Raw genomic sequence first — 22,475 nt, forward strand, 5'->3', positions numbered from 1 at the left:
CGGTGTGATCGGGACGTTTCCTACTGGCGTCCCGGGGCCGCCAGACGCATCAGCAGTCGGTCGAATGCGGACCCGTCCGGGCCCAGGTCGTCGAACTGGGAAGAAGTCTCGGAAGGCGCGGCCGCCACCGCCGGGGCGAGGCTGCGCGCCAGCTCGCTGCGTCGCTGCACCGCCTCCAGGATCAGGGCGTCCAGGTCGAGGATCTCCTGCTCGAGCCGGTCGAGCATGGCCGTGTCGGCTTCTCCGGAGGACCCGGTGGCGTGGACGGCGAACGATTCGGTCTGTACGGACACATCGTCTCCTTCGGTCTCGTGCGCGCAGGGCCGCCGCTGCGACGCTGTCTGATTATTAGTCGCGGCAGCGGTCTATACGTTACGTCCGGTACACCGCCGCTGCATGGCGCGACCGTCGGCGTACAGTTGCACTGTGCAACACGAAAGAACGGTCGACCACGTGGCGGCAGTGCACGCCGAACTGGTCCAATTGGCACGCGAATTGGTCGCGGGCGGGCGCGAGTCCCAGGGCGGTCCGTCGTTCGCTCAGCATTCGGTGCTCTCGTTCGTCGCGCGCAACCCGGGTTGTCGCGCCACCGACATGTCCGACGCGTTCGGCGTCAACCGTTCGACCGTTTCGCGGCAATTGCGCGGGTGCCTGGACTCGGGGTGGGTGCGCTCCGAGGTCGGCCCGCTCCGGACCGGCTACCCGCTGCACCTGACCGATCAGGGCACCGCGGTGCTCGCGGCCGCGGACCGTAGGCGCCTGGACGAGGTCCGTGCCCGAGTCGACGGCTGGTCGCCCAACGAAATTTCCCAGTTCGCGAACATCCTGCGGCGGTTCCGCACTGCGCAGACGCCGCCGCAGCTTTCCGAGGCCTTCCACGGAGATGGAGATGACGTACATGCGTGAGTACGGCGCCGAAGCTCGATTCACCATCGGAGCAGAGGAATCGATCGTCCACACCGTTTACGAACATGCGCGCCGCAGCCCGCAGCGCGTGCTGTTCTCCCGGCCGATCGGCGACGAGTGGGTCGACGTCACCGCAACCGAGTTCGCAGACCTCGTCACCGGTGTCGCGAAGGGCCTGGTGGCTTCCGGTGTGCAGCCGGGCGATCGTGTCGTGCTGCTCTCGGCCACCCGGTTCGAGTGGACCCTGTTCGACTTCGCCATCTGGGCCGCCGGGGCGGTGTCCGTGCCGATCTACGACTCCTCCTCGCCCGAGCAGGTCGGGTGGATCGTGGAGGACTCCGGGGCGGTTCTGGCGATCGTCGAGCGGGCTCGTCACGCCGCGGGCTTCGCGGACGCCGGACCGGAACTCACCCGAGTGCTGCAGATCGAGGACCGGGCGGTCGAGAAGCTGATCGCGGAGGGTGCGGGCCTCGCCGACGACATCGTGCGGCAGCGTATCGCCGGGGTGAGCGCCGACGACCTCGCTTCGCTCGTCTACACCTCGGGAACGACGGGTCGGCCCAAGGGGTGCATCCTCACGCACCGCAACTTCCTGTCCGAGGTGCGCGGAATCCTCGTCGCGTCGATCGGCGAGGTGGCGCGGCCGGGGAACCGCATGCTCACCTTCCTTCCCCTCGCGCACGTCCTCGCCCGTGCGGTGTCGCTGGCGATGTTCGAAGCCGGCGGAATCCAGGCGCACTGGTCGAACTTCGGCACCGTCGCCGAACAGTTCCAGAGGTTCCGGCCCAACGTCATCCTGGGCGTGCCGCGGGTTTTCGAGAAGGTACGGGACAGCGCCGCGCACGCCGCGTCGAAGGGCGGTCCGATCCCGCGGGCGGTATTCGCGTTCGCGGAGTCCACGGCCATCGAGTACAGCGAATCCCTCGACGCCGGTGGTCCGTCGTTCGTCCTGAAGGCTCGTCATGCGATCGCAGATCGTCTCGTCTTCCGAAAGCTGCGCGCCGCCATGGGGAACGAGTGCTGGTGGGCGATCTCCGGCGGAGGCGCGCTCATGCCGCGGCTCGGACACTTCTTCCGCGGCGCGGGCATTCCGATCTTCGAGGGATACGGACTCACCGAGTCGACGGCGGCGCACTGCGTCAACGTGCCGGGCGAGCAGAAGATCGGAACGGTCGGCCGGCCCTTGAGCGGCAACTCGGTGCGCATCGCGTCGGACGGCGAGATCGAACTCGCGGGAGGTGTCGTCTTCGGCGGGTACTGGGGCAACGAGGAGGCGACCGCGGACGCCTTCGACGACGGCTGGATGCGAACGGGGGACCTCGGCGAGCTGGACGCCGACGGCTATCTGACCCTCACCGGACGCAAGAAGGACCTGCTGGTGACGGCAGGGGGGAAGAACGTCTCGCCCGGACCGCTCGAGGATCGGCTCCGTTCGAACGCGCTGATCTCGCAGGCCGTGGTCGTGGGCGACGGCAGGCCCTTCATCGGGGCACTGCTCACCCTCGATCCCGAACCGTTCGAGAACTGGAAGGAGACGAACGGCAAGCCTGCTTCGGCCTCCGTCGCGGACCTCGCCGACGACCCCGATCTCCGCAGCGCCCTGCAGTCCGTGGTGGACGACGCGAACACGACCGTGTCACACGCGGAGGCGATCAAGCGGTTCGCGGTCCTCCCGCGGGATCTCACGGAGGAATCCGGAGAACTCACTGCCACGCTCAAGATCAAGAGGAACGTCGTCTCCGATCGCTTCGCCGACGAGATCGCCTCGATCTATCGAGGACGCTGACGAGCCCCGACGGCCCAGCGTAGCCGGGGAAACGCGTTCCAATTGCTGCAATTCGCCCAGTCCGTCAGATTCGCACCGAGCACGCCCTCCTGACGCGCTATCGTCACGTCCGGCATGGGAGAAGAATCACCACTTCGGTCGCCTGTGTTGTGTCGCTAGGTTGACGTGAAGGGTAGTTGGGGTTGGCGTCGGAACGTGTTTCTGCAGGCTTCGTGTCCGCAGAATCGGATGTAACGGGTAGCGGATCGATCGCCGACGCGGGCGTGCTTGCCCTCTCCGCGGCGCAACGCGGAATCTGGTTCGCTCAGCACCTGATCGAATCGGTCCCGATCGCGATCGCCCAGTACATCGAGATCGCCGGTGACCTCGATGTTCATGTGCTCTCGGCGGCCGCGGTAGACAGTGCGCGCGAGTTGGGCACCGGCATGTTCCGGATCGTCGAGATCGACGGTGAGCCCTTCCAGCAGATCGACCATTCGATCAACACCCGCACCACGCACCTGGACTTCCGTGGCGAGGCCGACCCCGCCGCCGCGGCACAGGATTGGATGCGGCGCGAATACAGCACGCCCACCGATCTGCTGTCCGACAGGCTGTTCGAGTTCGCGACCCTGCGGATCGCCGACTCGCATTACTACTGGTACAACCGCATCCACCACATCGCGCTCGACGGCTTCGGCGCCATGACGTTCGTGAACCGGACCGCCGCTCGCTACACCGCGGCGGTCGTCGGCGAGACACTTGCGGACTGGAAACCCAGTGGCCTCCGCGAAATCAGCGAGGACGAGGCACGCTATCGGACCTCCACGCGGTTCGAGACGGATCGGCGGTACTGGGCCGAGCGGACGCGAGACCTGCCGCACCCGATCAGCCTCGCCGGGCGCTCCGCGGACGTCGGCCCCCATTCCCTGCGCGCCACGGGACCGTTGCCGGCCGAAGCCGAGTCGGCCATCCGGCGGCTGCTCGACTCGCACGACGGGATCACCTTCGCCGCGGTCGTGATCGCCGCGGTCGGTGCATTCCTGTCCCGGTTGACCGGTGAGGACGACGTCGTCCTCAGCCTGCCCGTGACGGCGCGGACCACTGCGAAGCTGCGACGTTCGGGGGGCATGGTCTCGAACGTCGTCCCGATCCGCCTCGACACCGGCGGTGGCGTCACGTGCGCCGAACTGTCGCGCCGGGTCCAGGTCGAACTGACCGGCGTCCTGCGGCATCAGCGCTACCGACACGAGGACATGCGACGGGACGCGGGGGCCGGCGGGGGCCGGCGAGGCTTCTTCGGCCCGGCCGTGAACGTCATGATGTTCCACGACGCGGTCCGGCTCGGACCTGATACCGGCCGACTCCACGTGCTCACCACCGGACCGGTGGAAGACCTGTCCGTCAACATCTACCCGGCAGCGGCGGGGGCCGGTGCCCACATCGACTTCGAGGCAAACCCCCACCTGTACAGCCCCGGTGATCTCACCGCGCACCACGAGCGTTTCCTCGAATTCCTCACGGCCTTCGCCGAATCGGCGGCCTCGGCGGTGGGCGAGGTCGACGTCGTGCATGCCGACGAGCGCGCCGCGCTCGTCCCGCTGCGCGGCCCGGCCGCGCCGGCGCCGCAGTTGCTGCCGGACCTCCTGCGGCTCGGAGCCGACCGTCACCCCGACAACGTGGCCGTCGCGTCGGAGTCCGGCGACATGACGTATCGAGAACTCGACGCGACGTCGAATCGGATGGCGCGGCTGCTCATCGCACGGGGCGCGGGCCCCGAGACGTTCGTCGCGATCGCGATGCCGAGATCGGCGGAGGCGCTCATCGCAGTGTGGGCGGTCGCCAAGACCGGTGCCGCGTTCGTGCCGGTCGACCCGCGACTCCCGGATGACCGGATCGTGCACATGCTCGAGGACTCCGGCGCCGGAATCGGGCTCACGTGCGTCGCCGAACGTCCGGAACTCCCCGAGGGCACCGACTGGATCGTCGTCGACGACGATGCGACTTCCGTTGCCGTCGAGTCCTTCTCGCCCGACGCCGTCACGGACGCGGACCGGGCGGCGCCCACCAGGATCGCGCACGCCGCCTACATGATCTACACGTCGGGCTCCACCGGGGTGCCCAAGGGCGTCCTGGTGACCCATGCCGGCCTGTCGGCGTTCGCGTCCGAGGCCAGGCCGGAACTGGGCGTCGGGCCGACGGCGCGTGTCCTGCGCTTCTCGTCGGCGAGTTTCGATGCCTCGGTTTTCGAGATGATCTCCGCATTCAGTGCCGGTGCGACCATGGTCGTGGCGCCCGCCGATGTCCACGGCGGCATCGAGCTGGTGGAACTGCTTCGAGCAGAGCGTGTCTCGCACATCATCTCGGCACCGACCCTGATGAACACGGTCGACCCCGAGGGCCTCGTGGATCTCGAGGCCGTTGTCGTCGGCGGCGACGTGTGCACGCCGGATCTCGTCGAGCGGTTCGGGTCCGTGTGCCGCTTCACCAACAGCTACGGCCCGACCGAGACGACGATCGTGATCACGACCGGCGATCCACTCGGTCCCGGCGACGCCATTCCGATCGGCAGACCGATCCAGGGCGCGGGGGCCCTCGTGCTCGATCGCAAACTGCGTCCCGTCCCGGTCGGTGTCGTGGGCGAGCTCTATCTCACCGGCGTCGGGCTGGCGCGCGGCTACCACCGGCGCAGCGCGCTGACTGCCGACCGGTTCGTCGCCGACCCCTTCGGGTCGCCCGGTACGCGCATGTACCGCACCGGTGACGAGGTTCGGTGGACGGCCGACCATCAGCTCGACTACGTCGGGCGTTCCGACTTCCAGGTCAAGATCCGCGGCTTCCGTATCGAGCTGGGCGAGATCGACGCCGCGCTGCTGGCGCAGACCGGCGTGAACTTCGCCGCCACGGTCGCGCACCAGCGGGCGGCGGGGCCGGTGCTCGTGTCGTACGTGCGGATGGACGCCGGGGTCGACTTCGACGCCTCCGTGCTCACCGCGGGTGTCGCCCGCATCGTGCCCGCGCACATGGTGCCCGCGGCCGTGGTCCGCCTCGATCACGTGCCCGTCACCGCCGCCGGAAAACTCGATCGCCGCGCGCTTCCGGTTCCCGAGTTCCACTCGGCGACAGCAGAGTACGCGCCGCCCACGACGCCCGTGGAGGAGCTGCTCGCGACGATGGTCGCCGAGGCCCTCGGCGTCGAGCGAGTCGGCGTGCACGACTCGTTGTTCGCGCTCGGCGGCGACAGCATCATCGCCATGCAGATCGTCTCGCGGGCGCGCGCGGCCGGTTGGAGTCTCACCGCGCGTGAGGTGTTCGAACACAAGACCGTCGCCGAGATCGCGCGCGTCGTGACGACCCTCGACGGTCCCGCGTCTGCGCTCGAGGAACTTCCGGGTGGCGGCGTCGGCGCCGTCGAACTGTCCCCCGTGATGCACGAGATGATCGGTCGTGGGGACTTTTCCGACTTCCACCAATCCGTGCTCGTCACCGCGCCCGAGGGTCTCGGAGAGACGCTCCTCGCGCGGACCGTCGGCGCGGTCGTGGACCGGCACGACGTGCTCCGCTCGCGTCTGTCCGGTACCGCTCACGGCGAACGGGTCCTGATGGTGGACGCCCCCGGTGTGATCGATCCGGAGGCTCTCGTCACCAGGGTGGCTGTCGACGTCGCCCCCGGCACCCCCGCCTTCGACGACGTCGTGATCGCCGAATGCGACCGTGCCGCACGGCGCCTGGACCCGGAAGCCGGCGTGATGCTCGCAGTGGTCTGGCTCGACGCCGGGGACCGCGGGGCACGGCTGCTCGTCGTCGCGCACCACCTCGTCGTGGACGGCGTCTCGTGGCGCATCCTGCTTCCGGACCTGGCGTCGGCGTGGCTGCAGGCGTGCGCGGGGGAGACGGTGGAGCTTCCGCCCGTCGGAACGTCGTTCCGGCGCTGGTCGCACGCGTTGCACGAGTCGGGACCCGGCGGCCGCTACCGCGACGAGCTCGATCGCTGGCGGGAATGCCTGTCCGGCACCGATCCACTGGTCGGCTCGCGGCCCCTCGACCCCGGTGTGGATCTCGTCGCCGCGTCGGCGCGCGTCCGCATCGATGTCGGAGCGGTCGTCACCGAGACGGTCCTCAATCGCCTTCCCGACGTGTACGGGTGCGGTGTCAACGACGGACTGTTGGCGGCGTTGACGATGGCGATGGTGCACTGGCGTCACGAGCAGGGGGTTCCGGAGCGCTCGGTCCTGCTGACCCTGGAAGGTCACGGACGTGAGGAGGATGCCGCGCCGGGTGCGGACCTCGCCCGCACGGTCGGCTGGTTCACCAGCGTCTTCCCCGTCCGTCTGACGCTCCCGGACGTCGACCTCGGTGACGCGTTCACCGGCGGCCCGGATGCGGGCGCGGTGATCAAGGCGATCAAGGAGCAGTCGATCGCCGTGCCGAGCCGCGGCATCGGTTTCGGTGTGCTCCGGCATCTCGATCCCGCCACCCGCGACGAACTCGCCGCGCTCCGCCGCCCGCAGATCAGCTTCAACTATCTCGGACGGCTCGCCGCGGGACCGGCGGCCGACGGCGACTTCGGCTGGCTCCCGGACCCGTCCGCCCCGGACCTGGTGGCCCGCAGCGGATCGGCGATGGCGGTCGGCGCGGCGATCGACATCAACGCGATGGTCGTCGACGGTCCCGACGGGCCGCACCTGACCGCGACGTTCGCCTACCCGACAGGAGTGCTCGGCGACGCCGAGGTCGCGGAACTGGCAGATCTGTGGCGCCGCGCGCTCGAGGGCCTCGCTGCCCATGCGGCGCTGCCCGGTGCGGGTGGCCTGACGCCGTCGGACGTCCCGCTGGTCTCGGCGACCCAGGACGGGCTCGATCGGCTGCGCCACCGTTTCCCCGGCATGCGCGACGTGTGGTCGCTGTCTCCGCTGCAGGCGGGTCTGCTGTTCCACGCGCGAATGGTCGAAGGCGACCTGGACGTCTACACCGCGCAGATCCGGATGGACCTGGCCGGTGCGGTGGACGCGGAGAGGCTGCGCTCGGCGGTGACGGGTCTGGTCGATCGCCACGCGAGCCTGCGGACCGCTTTCGTGTACGACGACGGGATTCCCGTCCAGGTGGTCGTCGACGCCGCCCCGGTGCCGTGGCGCGAGCTGGATCTGACGTCGCTGCCGGCGGCGGAGGTCGACGGCGAGGTGCAGCGGGTCCTCGACGAGGAACGGCGGGCGCGGTTCGAGATGGACCGACCGCCGCTGCTGCGCGGGCTCGTGATCCGGATCTCGACGGATCGGTACGTGCTGGCGCTGACCAACCACCACATCGTGCTCGACGGGTGGTCGATGCCGCTGCTGGTGCGGGAGCTGTTGGTGCGATACGCCTCCGGGGACGCGATCGGGCTGCCGGCGCCGCGCCCGTACCGCGACTTCCTGTCCTGGCTGTCCGAGCGAGATGTCGCGCAGTCGACCGCGGCGTGGAAGGGCGCCCTCGCCGGCATCACCGAACCGACGCTGCTGGCCCCGCCGACCGACGGCGGCACGGTGCCGGCACAACCGGTCGAGATCGACGTCCCCCTCCCCGCGCCACTCGTCGCGGGCCTCGAACGGCTCGCTCGGGCATCCGGCGTCACCGTCAACACGGTGATCCAGGCGGCCTGGGCAATCCTGCTCTCCCGCATGACCTCCCGGGACGACGTGGTCTTCGGCGCGACCGTGTCGGGTCGGCCACCGCAGTTGCCCGGTGCCGAGGACATGGTGGGTCTGTTCATCAACACCGTCCCGGTGCGGGTGACGCTCGGCGCCGACGACACCGTCGCGGAACTGCTGCCGCGGTTGCAGGCCGCGCAGTCCGCACTTCTCGACCACCACCACGTGGGGTTGGCGGACATCCAGGCCGCGGTCGGCATCGGCGACCTGTTCGACACCCTCACGGTCTTCGAGTCGTATCCCGTGGAACGTGCGGGACTCGACGAGCACACCGACATCGGCGGGATGCGCGTGCGTCGACTCAGCGGTGCCGACGCCACGCACTACCCGATCACACTCATGACGCTGCTCGATCCCGGCGTCCGGATCACACTGCGGTACCAACCCTCCCGGTTCGAGGCGCCGACCGCGACGGCACTCGCGCAGCGGCTGGGGCGGATTCTCGAGGCTGTCGTGGCCGATTCCGCCGTGCGGGTGGTCGACGTCGAGGTTCTGGCGCCGGCCGAACGCGTCCTCGTGCTCGAGACGTGGAACGCGACGACGCACGCTGTGCCGGAGTCGACGCTCGCAGACCTGTTCGCCGAACAGGTCGCCCGGACGCCCGACGCGTCCGCGGTGTCGTTCGGCAACGTCACGTTGTCGTACGCCGACTTCGACGCCCGGGTCAACCGGGTGGCGCGGTACCTCCTGCGCTCCGGGGTCGGCCCCGGGTCGGCGGTCGGGATCGCGATGACGCGCTCGCTCGACCTGCTGGTCGCGGTGTACGCAGTCGTCACCACCGGGGGCGCCTACGTCCCGATCGACCCGGAGCAGCCGGGCGAACGCATCGGCGACGTACTGGGGCAGGCGGATCCTGTTCTGGTGCTCACGGATGCGCGTGGACTCGATGCGCTCCCCGACGGTGTCGGGGTGGTCGTCGACGCGATCCCGGTCGACGACCTCGACTCGTCACCGCTCACCGCCGCAGAACTACCCGGCCCGCGGCGGTCGTCCGACATCGCCTACGTCATCTTCACCTCCGGTTCCACGGGCCGCCCCAAGGGCGTAGCGGTACCGCATGCCGGGATCGTCAATCGGCTGCAGTGGATGCAGCACGCGTACCCGCTGGACACGGCCGATGTGGTGCTGCAGAAGACCCCGGTGACGTTCGACGTCTCGGTGTGGGAGTTGTTCTGGCCGCTGCAGGTCGGCGCTCATCTCGTGATCGCGGAACCGGACGGCCATCGGAACCCGCAGTATCTCGAGCGGGCGATCCGGGACCACGGCGTCACGACGATCCACTTCGTCCCGTCGATGCTCGACGCGTACGTGGCCGGCGCGGCGATCGAGCGGTGCACGTCGCTGCGCAGGATCTTCACCAGCGGTGAGGCGCTGCCCGCGAACACCGTGGACCGCGTACACGAGCGGTGTGCTGTCGAAGTGCACAACCTGTACGGCCCGACCGAGGCGTCGGTGGACGTGACGTACCACCGCACCGTGCCGGGCTCGCGGACGGTGCCGATCGGCGCTCCGGTGTGGAACACCGAACTGTACGTGCTGGATTCACGGCTCCGCCCCGTGCCGGTGGGGGTTGCCGGGGAGCTGTACCTCGCCGGCGTCCAGCTGGCGCGCGGCTACGTCGGCCGGCCCGACCTCACCGCCGACCGGTTCGTCGCCGCCCCGTTCGGCGGTCCGGGCAGCCGGATGTACCGCACCGGCGACGTCGTCCGGTGGACCGAGGCCGGCGAGCTGGAGTACCTCGGCCGCAGTGACTTCCAGGTGAAGCTGCGCGGACAACGCATCGAACTGGGAGAGATCGAGACTGCGCTGCTCGCGCAGCGCGGGGTCGCACAGGCCGTGGTGGTGTTGCGCCGTCACCAGGTCGCGGGGGAGTACCTGGTCGGCTACGTCGTCGCGGACGAGGGTGCGGACCGGTCGGAGACCGATCTGCTCGGCGCGCTGGCCCTCGTCCTGCCCCGGTACATGGTCCCGTCGGCACTGATCGTCCTCGATGCGTTGCCCGTCACGGTGAACGGCAAGCTCGACCGGAGGGCGTTGCCGGATCCGGAGTTCGGACGGACCGGCGAGTACACCGCGCCGATCACGCCCACCGAGTACACGCTCGCGTCCATCTTCGCCGACATCCTCGATCTCGACGCCGCAGCGGTGGGCGCGGGGGACGGGTTCTTCGTCCTCGGTGGCAATTCACTGACCGCGATGCGACTCCTCGCGCGGGTCAACGAGGCGTTCGATGTGCAGGTCGGCGTGCGGGAACTCTTCGAGGCACCGACCGTGGCGGAGTTGGCCGTGGTCGTCGATGCGGCCCGCCGTGACGGCCGGGTGGTTCCGGCACTCGTGCCTGTCGAGCGTCCGACGCGGGTCCCGTTGTCGCCGGCCCAGTCCCGCATGTGGTTCCTCAATCGGTTCGATCCGGAGTCGGCCGCCTACAACGTCGCCATGGCGCTGCGGATGACGGGAGACCTGGACTCGGCGGCGCTGGTCGCGGCGGTGCGCGACATCCTCGAGCGCCACGAACCGCTGCGCACCGTGTATCCGGATTCGGCCGACGGCCCGTACCAGTGGGTGCTGTCGACCGACGAGGCGCTCGACGAACTGGCTCTCGACGAGTTGGACGACGGCGCGGCGACGGATGTCGCCGACCGTATCCGGTCCGCCGTGGCGTCCGGCTTCGACGTCACCGCCGAGATCCCGATCGAGCTGACGCTGCTTCGGGAAAGTGCCGACAGTCATGTCCTGGTCGTCGTCGTGCACCACATCAGCATCGACGGTTGGTCCATCCCGCTGCTGGCTTCCGATCTGGTGCAGGCGTATTCGGCCCGGGCGAGCGGCGCGGCGCCGGCGTGGACCCCGCTGCCCGTGCACTACGCGGACTACGCGCTGTGGAAGCGGGACGTACTGGGCGCGGACGACGACCCGCACTCGGCCGCGGGGCGACAGATCTCGTACTGGTCGGCCGAGCTGGCCGGTGTGCCGGAGCTGCTCGAGTTGCCCGCCGACCGCGTCCGTCCGGCCGCGCCGACGTTCCGTGGCCGCACCGTCGAGACTGTGATCGACGCTGCCACGTACGACGCGATGTCCGCGCTCGCCCGACGCGCGCGGGCCACGCCGTTCATGGTGCTGCACACGGCACTCGCGGTGCTGCTGGCGCGCGCCTCCGGTAGCGACGACATCACGGTCGGTACGCCGGTGGCAGGGCGCGGAGAGGCGGCGCTCGACGGGCTCGTGGGCATGTTCGTCAACACCCTGGTGCTGCGGACCTCGGTGGATGCGGCCGAATCCTTCGTCGATCTTCTCGATCGTGTGCGGGGCACGGACATCGCGGCCTACGCCCACGCCGACGTCCCGTTCGAGCAACTGGTGGAGGTCATCAGCCCGGCACGGTCCACCGCACACCATCCACTGTTCCAGGTGGTGCTGTCCCTCGAGGGGCCGCGGCCGCGGTCGATCCAACTGCCGGGCCTCGAGATTGCGGCACTCGACACGGATTTCGGAATCGCCAAGTTCGATCTCCAGGTCGACGTGACCGAGCGCGTGGACACCGACGGTGCGGCCGACGGTGCGACCGTCGCGTTCACCTACGCGTGCGACCTGTTCGACCGGTCGACCGTGGAGGCTCTCCTGCGCCGCTTCGTGCGACTCGTCGCCGAAGCGGTCGCGGATCCGGAACGTCCGGTCGGTGACCTCGAGCTCCTCGGCGTCGAGGAGCGCGCAACGCTCACGGGCGCTCCGGTCGCGCCGGTGCCGGTCCGGTTGCTGCCGGATCTGCTCGCCGACGCCGCCGCGGATCCGGCTGCCGATGCCCTCCTGTACGGCGACGTCGTGGTGTCCTACGGGGAGCTCGACGCGCGGTCCAACCGGCTGGCCCGCGTGCTGATCGGCCGCGGCGTGGGGCCGGAGTCGTTCGTCGCGGTGTCGCTGTCACGATCGATCGAGTCGGTGGTCGCGCTGTGGGCGGTCGCGCGCACGGGTGCCGCCTTCCTCCCGGTCGATCCGGCGTATCCGCCCGCGCGGATCGCGCACATGCTCGACGATTCGGGCGTCCGGATCGGAGTCACGGTCGGCTCGGCCGTCGACACGCTGCCCGGGTCGGTGGACTGGCTGGTCCTCGACGGCGCGGACGCGTCGGCGGACGTCGAGCGCTTCTCGTCGGACCCGATCGTCGACGCCGAGCGGATCGTGCCGCTGCGACCCGAGCACCCCGCGTACGCGATCTACACGTCGGGTTCGACAGGTCTACCGAAGGGCGTCGTGGTCACTCACGTCGGCCTCGCGGCCTTCGTGGCCGAGCAGCGGGATCACTACGGTGTGGTTCCCGGCTCGCGCACACTGCATTTCGCGTCGCCGAGCTTCGACGCCTCGATCCTGGAGCTGTTCCTGGCGGTCGGGGGACGGGCGGCGATGGTGGTGGTCCCCGTCGGTGTCTACGGCGGCGACGAACTGGCCGACGTGCTGCGCACGCACCGTGTCACACACGCCTTCGTGACGCCGGGTGCGCTCGCGACCGTCGATCCCGAGGGGCTGGACCGGATCGGTGTGGTCGTCGTGGGCGGCGACGCGTGTGACGACGCGCTCGTGCGCCGGTGGGCGCCCGGACGGAAGATGTTCAACGCCTACGGGCCGACCGAATCGACGGTCATGGCAACGCATCACGGCCCCATGGCCGTCGGTGAGCCGGTCCTGATCGGACGTCCGGTCCGGGGCACCGGGGTGATGGTGCTCGACGGGCGCCTGCATCCGGTCCCCGTCGGCGTGGCCGGTGAGCTGTACGTGGCCGGGCAGGGCCTGGCGCGCGGATACCACCGTCGGGCGGCGCTCACCGCGGAGCGGTTCGTCGCCGACCCCTTCGCGGGCGACGGCGCCCGGATGTACCGCACCGGCGACCTCGTCCGGTGGACCGCGTCCGGCGGACTCGAATATCTGGGCCGGACGGATTTCCAGGTCAAGGTCCGCGGCCATCGCATCGAACTGCGGGAAGTGGACGCGGTGCTGGCCTCGGACTCCTCCGTGGACCAGGCGATCACCGTCGGGTACCGCGGTGGCGGGGCCGACGCCCTCGTCTCGTACGTGGTGCCGGCGCCCGGCGCGGTGGTGGACACCCGTGCGCTCGCGGTGCACGCGCGCGGCCGACTGCCCGAGTACATGGTCCCGTCGGTCGTCACGGTCGTCGACACGATCCCCCTCACCCCGTCCGGGAAGGTGGACACGCGGGCGTTGCCCGAACCGGTGTTCCCGACCCGTGAATTCGTGCAGCCGCGCACTCGGACCGAGTCGATCGTGGCGGAGGTCTTCGCGGACGTCCTCGACATCGTCGGTGTCGGCGCACAGGACGACTTCTTCGATCTCGGCGGGAACTCGCTCAGTGCCACCCGCGTCGTCGCCCGCGTGAACACGCTGCGCGGCATCAGGATCGGAGTGCGCGATCTCTTCGAGGCGACGACCGTCGAGACGCTCGCGGCCCGGGTCGATCGAGCGGCCCGGGAGGACGCCCGCCCCGTACTGGCCGCGGGGCCTCGCCCCCAGGAGGTGCCGCTGTCGCTCGCGCAGCAGCGCATGTGGTTCCTCAACCAGTTCGACACGTCGTCCCCCGCATACAACATTCCGCTCGTGGTGCGGCTGACCGGGGCACTCGACGTCGCGGCGTTGCAGGCCGCGGTGCGGGACGTGCTCGACCGCCACGAATCCCTGCGCACGGTCTTCCCGCAGTCGGAGGACGGCCCGCACCAGGTGATCGTGCCGGCCGAGCGCGTCGGCCTCGATCTCGCACCCGTCACGGTGACGGGGGAGCAGGAACTGCGCCGCGCCGTGGCCGGTGTCGTGTCCGGTGGATTCGACGTCACCGCGTCGGTACCGGTGCGCGGCAAGCTGTTCCGGACCGCCGACGGTGACTTCGTCCTGGTGCTGGTGGTCCATCACATCAGTGCGGACGGCGCATCGATGCTGCCGCTCGCGCGGGACGTCATGCTCGCCTACACCCACCGGGCCCGCTCGGAGGAGCCGTCCTGGACGCCGCTCGCGGTGCAGTATGCGGACTTCGCGCTGTGGCAGCGCCGCGTGCTGGGCGACGAGGCCGACCCCCGGTCGATCGCCGCGCAGCAACTCGGCTACTGGCGCGAGCAGCTGGCCGGGGCGCCGGCGGTGCTCGAGTTGCCCACCGACCGGTCCCGTCCGGCGGTGGCGTCGTATCACGCTGCCCGCGTCGACTTCGCGGTCGATCGAATCCTCGCCCGGCGACTCGAGGAGCTCGCCGCGCGGACCGGGTCCACGTTGTTCATGGTCCTGCACGCGGGTCTGGCGGTCCTGCTCGCGAGGCTCGGATCGACCACCGACGTCGCGGTCGGTACCCCGATCGCCGGGCGCGGTGAACGGGCGCTCGACGACCTCGTCGGCATGTTCGCGGGCACCCTGGTGCTGCGCACCGAGGTCGACCCGGCGCACTCCTTCGCAGCTGTGCTCGCCCAGGCGCGGGCGGTCGACCTGGCCGCGTTCGCGCACGCGGACATTCCCTTCGAGCGAGTCGTCGAGGCTGTCGATCCGCCGCGGTCCCAGGCTTACTCGCCCCTGTTCCAGGTCGCGTTGTCGCTGCAGAATCAGGGTGCGGCGGTGCTCGCGCTCCCGGAGGTGACCGTCGCCGTCGAGGATCCGGGCGCCGACGTCGCCAAGGTCGACGTCGAGTTCACCTTCCGGCCCTCGGCGGACACCGATCTCCTCGGATCACTCACGTACGCCACGGATCTGTTCGATCGGGACACGGCCACCACGATGGCTGATCGACTGGTCAGGGTGCTCGAACAGATCGCCGCCGACCCCGAGCAGGCGGTCGGTGACCTCGACCTGCTCGATGCGCGGGATCGGGCCGCGCTCGCCGCACCGGGGCAGGTTCCGGTGCCGGTGCGGACGATGGCGCAGATCCTCGCGGACGGGGCCGCCGTGGACCCGCGGGCGATCGCGGTCCGCGCCGGAGCGACCGCGCTCACCTACGGCGAGCTCGACGACCGATCGAACCGCCTGGCCCGCGTCCTGCTGGATGCCGGCGTCCGCCGTGAGATGTTCGTGGCGCTGTCGTTCCCGCGCTCGGCTGCGTCGATCGTCGCGATGTGGGCGGTCGTCAAGACCGGGGCCGCGTTCGTGCCCGTCGATCCCGCCCATCCGTCCGACCGGATCGCGCACATGCTGACCGACTCGGGCGCCGCGGTGGGACTGACGTGTGCCGAAGTGGCGGCGGGGCTGCCGGATTCGGCGCGTTGGCTCGTCGTCGACGCCCCCGACGTCGAGCACGCGTGCGCGGCGCAGTCGGCCGCAGCGGTCACCGACGCCGAGCGCGGCGGTCCGATCGTCCCCACCGGCGCCGCGTACATGATCTACACGTCGGGCTCGACCGGCCTGCCCAAGGGCGTGGTGGTCGAACACACCGGACTGGCCTCCTTCTGCGCGGACGCGCGCACCGAGTTGGCCGTCACGCGGCAGTCGCGGGTCCTGCGGTTCTCGTCGTCGAGCTTCGACGCCTCGGTGTTCGAGATGCTCGTGGGGTTCAGCGCGGGTGCCACGCTCGTGGTCGTGCCGCCGTCGGTGGTCGGTGGGCACGAACTCGCCGAGGTGATCCGGGATCAGCGGGTCACCCACATCCTCACCGCGCCGGCTGCTCTGGGCACGGTGGAGGCGACCGAACTGGATTCCCTCGAGTCGGTGATCGTCGGCGGTGACGTGTGCCCGCCGGAACTCGTCGAGCGATTCGCGCCGGGCCGCAGATTCTTCAACAGCTACGGCCCCACCGAGACCACGATCATCATCACGATGACCGAGCCGCTCACCGCCGGTGAGCGGATCACGATCGGCACTCCACTCCCGGGCGCCGGGGCGACGATCCTCGACGCCCGGTTGCGTCCGGTTCCGCTCGGCGTGGTCGGGGAGCTGTACCTGTCGGGCCCGGGTCTGGCCCGCGGCTACCACCACCGGCGGGCACTGACGGCGTCGCGTTTCGTCGCGACCGCCGAGGGCCGGCGCATGTACCGCACCGGTGATCTCGTCCGCCGGAACCGGGACGGGCGACTGGACTTCGTCGGTCGCACCGACACCCAGGTGCAGCTGCGCGGGCTGCGCATCGAACTGGGCGAGATCGAGGCCGCGCTCACGAGCGGCCCCGACGTCGCGCAGTCCGTCGCCGTGATGCACAGCGACGCCCGCACCGGCGACCACCTGGTGGGCTATGTCGTGCCCGAACGCGAGGCATCGATCGACCCGCAGGATCTGCGGGACGGGCTGGGCACGTTCCTGCCCGGTTACATGGTGCCGACCCAGATCGTGGTGCTGGACCGCCTGCCGGTCACCGCGGGGGGCAAGCTGGACCGCCGGGCACTGCCCGTGCCGGACTTCGTCTCCACGCGCGAGTTCCGTGGCGCGTCGAATCCGATCGAGGAACGGATCGCCGCGGTGTTCGCGGACCTGCTCGGGCTCGCCCGGGTCTCGGTGGACGACAGCTTCTTCGACATCGGCGGCAACTCGCTGCTCGCGACCCGCCTGGTGGCCCGGGTCAATGCGGCGCTCGGCGCCGCGCTCGGGATCCGCGAACTGTTCGAGAATCCGACGGCGGCGGCGTTGGCGGTCCGGGCGGAGTCGTCGGCCACCTCCGGCGCGCCGGTTCTCGGGTCGCTCGAGCGGCCCGAGCGCATCCCGCTCTCGCCCGCGCAGCAACGGATGTGGTTCCTCAACCGGTTCGACCCGACCTCGGCCGCGGAGAACATCCCGATGGCGCTGCGGCTGACCGGCGACCTCGACGCGGCCGGACTGCACGCGGCGATCACGGCGACCATCGAGCGGCACGAGGCGCTCCGGACGATCTATCCGGACAGTGCCCGCGGGCCGCACCAGGTGATCGTCCCTGCGGCGCAGGTGCTTCCGGAGCTCCGGCCGGAGTCCGTCGCCGCCGACGACGTGCTCCCCAGGGTGCTTGCCCTCGCGGGAGCGGGATTCGACGTCACGGTCTCGGTGCCGCTGCGGGTGGCGTTGCTCCGTCTCGGCGAGCAGGACCACGTGCTGGTGCTCGTGGTGCATCACATCTCGGCGGACGGCTTCTCGCTCGCGCCGCTGGCCCGGGACGTGATGGTGGCGTACGCAGCGTGCCGGCAGGGCCTGGCGCCGACGTGGTCGCCCTTGCCGGTGCAGTACGCCGACTACAGCCTGTGGCAACGGGCGGTGCTGGGCGACGAACACGACCCGACGTCCGCTGCCGCACGCCAGATCGGGTACTGGGTCGACACGCTCGCGGGGCTCCCGGATCAACTGGACCTGCCGGTGGACCGTCCGCGGCCCGCGGCGCAGTCGTACCGAGGCCGCACACACGCGTTCACGCTCGACGCGGCGCTGCATCGGGCGCTGCTGGGGCTCGGGAAGCGCCAGGGCGCAACGCTGTTCATGGTGGTCCACGCGGCGTTCGCGGCGCTGCTCGCCCGGCTCTCGGGCACCGCGGACATCACGATCGGCGCGCCGGTCGCCGGTCGCGGTGAGCAGTCGCTCGACGGGGTGGTCGGCATGTTCGTCAACACCCTCGCGCTGCGGGCCGACGTGCGTCCCGACGCCCCGTTCGCGGACCTCGTCGAGCAGGTCCGGCGCGCCGACCTGACGGCGTTCGCGAACGCCGACGTGCCCTTCGAACGCATCGTCGAGGTACTCGCGCCGGAGCGTTCGACGGCACGGCACCCCCTGTTCCAGGTGGCGTTGTCGTTGCAGAATTTGGGCCGCACCACGTTCGAGTTGCCGGGACTCGGTATCGACGTCGTCGACGCCGGATTCGAGCCGGCGAAGTTCGACCTGCACCTGACGGTCGTCGACCACCACGACACCGACGGGGAACCGGGTGAGATCGCGGCCTCCTTCACGTATGCGGCGGACCTGTTCGACGACGAGACGGTCGCCCGCTTCGCGACGCGGTTCGAGCGACTGCTGCGCGCCGTCGTCGTCGACCGGCGGGTGGCGGTCGGGGACATCGACCTGCAGGGCGAGGCGGAGCGTCGCGCCGTGCTCGTCGAATGGAACGACACCCGCCGGGAGGTGCCGTCGACGACGCTGCCGGAAATGTTCGCCGAGCGGGTGCACGCCACCCCGAACGCGGTCGCCGTGATCGTGGACGGCCGGCAGATCGGCTACGCCGAGTTCGACCGACTCGCCAACGCACTCGCCCGGGAACTGATCGGAAGGGGCGTCGGCCCCGAGACGAGAGTGGCGCTGGCGATCCGCCGGTCGCTGGATCTGCTCGTGGCGATGTACGCGGTCGCCAAGGCCGGTGGTGTGTACGTGCCGGTCGACCCCGACCATCCCGTCGAGCGCACGACGTACGTGCTCGACTCCGCGGCACCGGCAGTGGTGCTGACCACCAGTGACGTGGCGGTGCCCACACCCGACGGCGCGGTGCGCCTGGATGTCGACACCCTCGACGTCTCGGCGCACGGGACGCATCCGATCGTCGACGTCGAACGTCGCGCGCCGCTGCACCCGCACAACGCCGCCTACGTCATCTACACGTCCGGATCGACGGGGCGGCCCAAGGGCGTCACGGTGTCGCACGCGGCTATCGTCAACCAGCTGCTGTGGAAGCAGACGCAGTTCGGGCTCGACAGTACCGACGGGGTGCTGTTGCGCACGGCCGCGACGTTCGACCTGTCGGTGTGGGAGTTCTGGTGGGCCCTGACGGCGGGTGCCCGACTCGTCGTCGCGCGTCCCGGCGGCGAACAGGACCCGGAGTACCTGGCCGGGTTGATGCGTGAGCACTCCGTCACCACAGCGCATTTCGTGCCGTCGCTGCTCACCGCGTTCGTGGCGTCGGTCGGAGCCGAGTCGATGCCGGCGCTGCGCCGGGTGATCTGCATCGGTGAGGCCCTGCCCACCGATCTGGTACGCCGCTTCGCCGACGTCAGTACGGCGCCGGTATTCAACCTGTACGGACCCACCGAGGCCGCGGTGAGCGTGACGCACCACCGCTGCGGTCCGGAGGACGCCGCGACGGTGCCGATCGGTGTCCCCGAATGGAACACACGGGTGTACGTGCTGGACGCACGCCTGCGGCCGGTGCCGGTCGGGGTGCCCGGCGAGCTGTACCTCGCCGGTGCCCAGCTCGCCCGCGGGTACGCCGGACGCCCCGATCTCACCGCCGACCGCTTCGTGGCCGATCCGTTCGGCGAGCCCGGGACCCGGATGTACCGCACCGGCGACGTCGTGCGGTGGCGGACCCGCGGTTCGGGTGCGGTGCTGGACTATCTGGGGCGCAGCGACTTCCAGGTCAAGCTCCGTGGCTACCGGATCGAGCTCGGCGAGATCGAGGCCGCGATCTCCTCGCACCCGGACATCGATCGGGCGGTCGTCGTGGTGCATCGCACCGGCAGCGGCGCCGAGCACCTGGTCGCGTACGCGGTGCCGCACACGGGGGCGTCGCCGAACGAGGCGGAGGTTCGGGACGTCGCCGCGGAGCGGGTGCCGAGTTACATGGTGCCGACCGTCGTGGTGTTCCTCGAGGCGCTGCCGCTGGGCAGCACCGGCAAGCTCGATCGCCGGGCGCTGCCGGCGCCGCAGTTCGTGGGCGCCCGGGACTTCCGGGGAGCCGACACCGCGACCGAGGAGATCGTCGCGGGTGTCTTCGCGGACCTGACCGGAGCCGGCCGGATCGGGCTGGACGACAGCTTCTTCGAAGTCGGCGGCAACTCACTGCTCGCGACCCGCGCGACGACACGGCTCAACGAGGCGTTCGGCACGGACCTGACGGTGCGCGAGTTCTTCGAAACGTCCACGGTGGCGGCGCTCGCGGCGCGGGTCGACGGCCGCGCGGGCCTGGACCGGCCGCGCCTGACCGCGGTGCCGCGGACCGACCGGATTCCGCTCGCGCCCGCGCAGGAACGCATCTGGGTCGCCAACCGCCGCACGCGTGGCGGGGAGTGGAACATTCCGTTCGCGTTGCGGTTGCGCGGCGCGGTCGACGTCGAGACCCTGCGGGCCGCGACCGCGGATCTGGTGGAGCGCCACGAGGCGCTGCGCACTCTCTACCCCGACAGCGAGAGCGGCCCGGTCCAGGTGATCGTCCCGGCCGCCGACGCGATCCCGGAGATGGAGGTCGTGGCCGTGGACGAGGGTGAACTGGAAGCCGCGACGGCGGCGTTCCTGTGGAGCGACTTCGACGTCACGGTGCAGTTGCCGCTACGCATGCGACTGTTCCGGATCGGCGAGGACGATCACGTCCTGGCCGTCGTCGTGCACCACATCTCGGCCGACGGCTACAGCACGGGCCCTCTCACCCGCGACGTGATGATCGCTTACGCCGCACGGGCCCTCGGGGTCGAACCGCAGTGGGACCCGCTTGCCGCGCAGTACGCCGACTACGCGGTATGGAAGCACGCCCTGCTCGGCGGTTTCGACGATCCGGACAGTGAGGCGACCCGTCAGCTCGGGTACTGGACACGCACGCTCGCGGACCGCCCGGACGTTCTGGACCTGCCCACCGACCGGCCGCGGCCCGAGGTCCGGTCCACGGCCGGTGCGGCAGTGCCGGTCCAGGTCGACGCGGACACCCACGCGTCGCTGGTGGCCGTGGCCCGCGCGTGCGGGGCGAGCCTGTTCATGGTCCTGCAGGCGGCGTTCGCCCTGTGTGTCAGCAGGTTCGCGAACGAGAAGGACGTGACCGTGGCGACCTCGATCGCCGGGCGCGGTGAGCCCGAACTCGACGACGTGGTCGGCAACTTCTCCGACGACGTCCTGATGCGGGTGGTCGTCGACGAGGAGAGCACCTTCGTGGATCTCGTCGCGGAGGTGCGGCGTGCGGCACTCGGGGCGTACGCCCACCCGGACGTGTCGAATCCTCGCCTGGAGCAGGCGTTGGGTCTGGATCCCGATGCGGCACACAACCCGTTGTTCCAGGTCACGCTGATCCTGCAGCGGGCCTCGGACGGGCTGACGGCGGACTTCCCGGGACTGAGCATCGCCCAGCATCCGGTGCCGCCCGCGGTGGCCAAGCACGAGCTCGAGTTCAGCCTGAACGACCACTACGACGACGCCGACGTGCCGATGGGCGTGACCGGTGGTCTGCTGTACCAGACGGCGCTGTTCGACGAGTCGACCGCGCGCGGCTTCGTTCGTCGGTTCACCGCGCTGCTCGCGGCGGTGACCGTGGAGACGTCGGCGCCGATCGGAACACTCGACGAAGGTGAGGGCCACAGGTGAGCGGATCGAGGACTCGACCGACCGGGCGGGAGTTCGGGACGCCGTCCGGGGTGTCGGTGGTGATTGCAGCCTACGACGCTCTGCCGGAGATCGACACTCAACTCGAAGCACTCGGAAGCCAGGACTACGACGGCGAATTCGAGGTGGTCGTCAGCGACAACCAGGGTAGCCCGGCACTTCGGAGCCACGTGGAGCAGCATCCGCTCCGTGACGGACTGCGGCTGCGGTGGGTGGATTCGAGTGCGGTCGCGGGGACGTCGCACGCGCGCAACGTCGGCACCCAGGCGGCGCGGCACGAGTTCGTGGCGTACTGCGACCAGGACGACGCCGTGCACCCCGGATGGCTCACGGCGATGACCGTCACCGCCAAGGACCACGGCATCGTCGGTGGGCTGCTCGAACGGGACACCCTCAACGATCCCGTGATCGCGCAATGGCGGGCGCTCCCGCCCCCGGAGAAGCTGCCGCTGATGGCGCATTTCCTCCCGAGCACCTTCGGTTGCAACCTGGGCGTCTGGCGTTCGGTCTTCGACGAGATCGGCGGATGGGACGACACGTATCCGACGGCCGGCAGCGACGTCGACTTCTGCTGGCGGGCCCAGCTGCGCGGGTACGAGCTCGGTTACAACCCGGACGCGCTCGTCGCCTATCGGTATCGGACGACGCGCCGCCAGATGTTCGACCAGGCCGTCGAGTACAACAGGGCCGAGGCACGGCTGGCGAAGCAGTACGCCGACCAGGGCGCCCGTGGTTCCAATCCGCTGATTCTGCTCGGCTACCTCGGGTGGCTGCTGTTCCGATTGCCGGCGCTGCCGTGGAACTGGCCGGCCGGGCGCCGCGGCCAGTGGTACTGGGTGGCCGGTGCGGTCACCGGGCGAATCCGGGGCAGCATCGAGCAGCGCCACCTGTACCTGTAGTGC

5 protein-coding genes are annotated in these 22,475 nt (G+C 70.4%); 4 read left to right on the forward strand and 1 reads right to left on the reverse strand.

Translation table 11 applies throughout. The features are described 5' to 3' along the window. Window positions 1-20 precede the first annotated feature (20 nt). The gene (locus ABEU20_RS10600) at window positions 21-293 is read right to left on the reverse strand and encodes a chorismate mutase family protein (protein ID WP_420164368.1); all 273 of its coding nucleotides are present in this window, start codon (window positions 291-293) and stop codon (window positions 21-23) included. A 103-nt stretch (window positions 294-396) separates the two neighbouring features. On the opposite strand from ABEU20_RS10600, the gene ABEU20_RS10605 reads away from it, so the two are divergent. From ABEU20_RS10605 to ABEU20_RS10620, 4 genes are all read left to right on the forward strand, one after another. After that, complete coding sequence (locus tag ABEU20_RS10605; protein ID WP_420164369.1) at window positions 397-906, forward strand: MarR family winged helix-turn-helix transcriptional regulator; 510 nt, start codon at window positions 397-399, stop codon at window positions 904-906. Beyond that, window positions 899-2,692, forward strand: coding sequence for an AMP-dependent synthetase/ligase (locus ABEU20_RS10610; protein ID WP_420164577.1), 1,794 nt, complete (start codon window positions 899-901; stop codon window positions 2,690-2,692). Before ABEU20_RS10605 ends, ABEU20_RS10610 begins: the two co-directional genes overlap by 8 nt. Window positions 2,693-2,904: 212 nt before the next feature. Continuing rightward, window positions 2,905-21,555, forward strand: coding sequence for a non-ribosomal peptide synthase/polyketide synthase (locus tag ABEU20_RS10615; protein WP_420164370.1), 18,651 nt, complete (start codon window positions 2,905-2,907; stop codon window positions 21,553-21,555). Continuing rightward, window positions 21,552-22,472, forward strand: coding sequence for a glycosyltransferase (locus tag ABEU20_RS10620; protein ID WP_420164371.1), 921 nt, complete (start codon window positions 21,552-21,554; stop codon window positions 22,470-22,472). The genes ABEU20_RS10615 and ABEU20_RS10620 overlap by 4 nt, the downstream gene beginning before the upstream one ends. The last annotated feature ends 3 nt before the right edge of the window (window positions 22,473-22,475 follow it).

Origin of the sequence: Rhodococcus parequi (assembly GCF_046042785.1) — a bacterium.
Classification (GTDB): Bacteria; Actinomycetota; Actinomycetes; order Mycobacteriales; family Mycobacteriaceae; genus Prescottella; species Prescottella parequi.

Bases quoted from the DNA above. Each gene is read 5' to 3' on its own strand.
- ABEU20_RS10605 (WP_420164369.1), top strand. From the start codon at position 397: ATGGCGCGACCGTCGGCGTACAGTTGCACTGTGCAACACGAAAGAACG.
- ABEU20_RS10610 (WP_420164577.1), top strand. From the start codon at position 899: ATGCGTGAGTACGGCGCCGAAGCTCGATTCACCATCGGAGCAGAGGAA.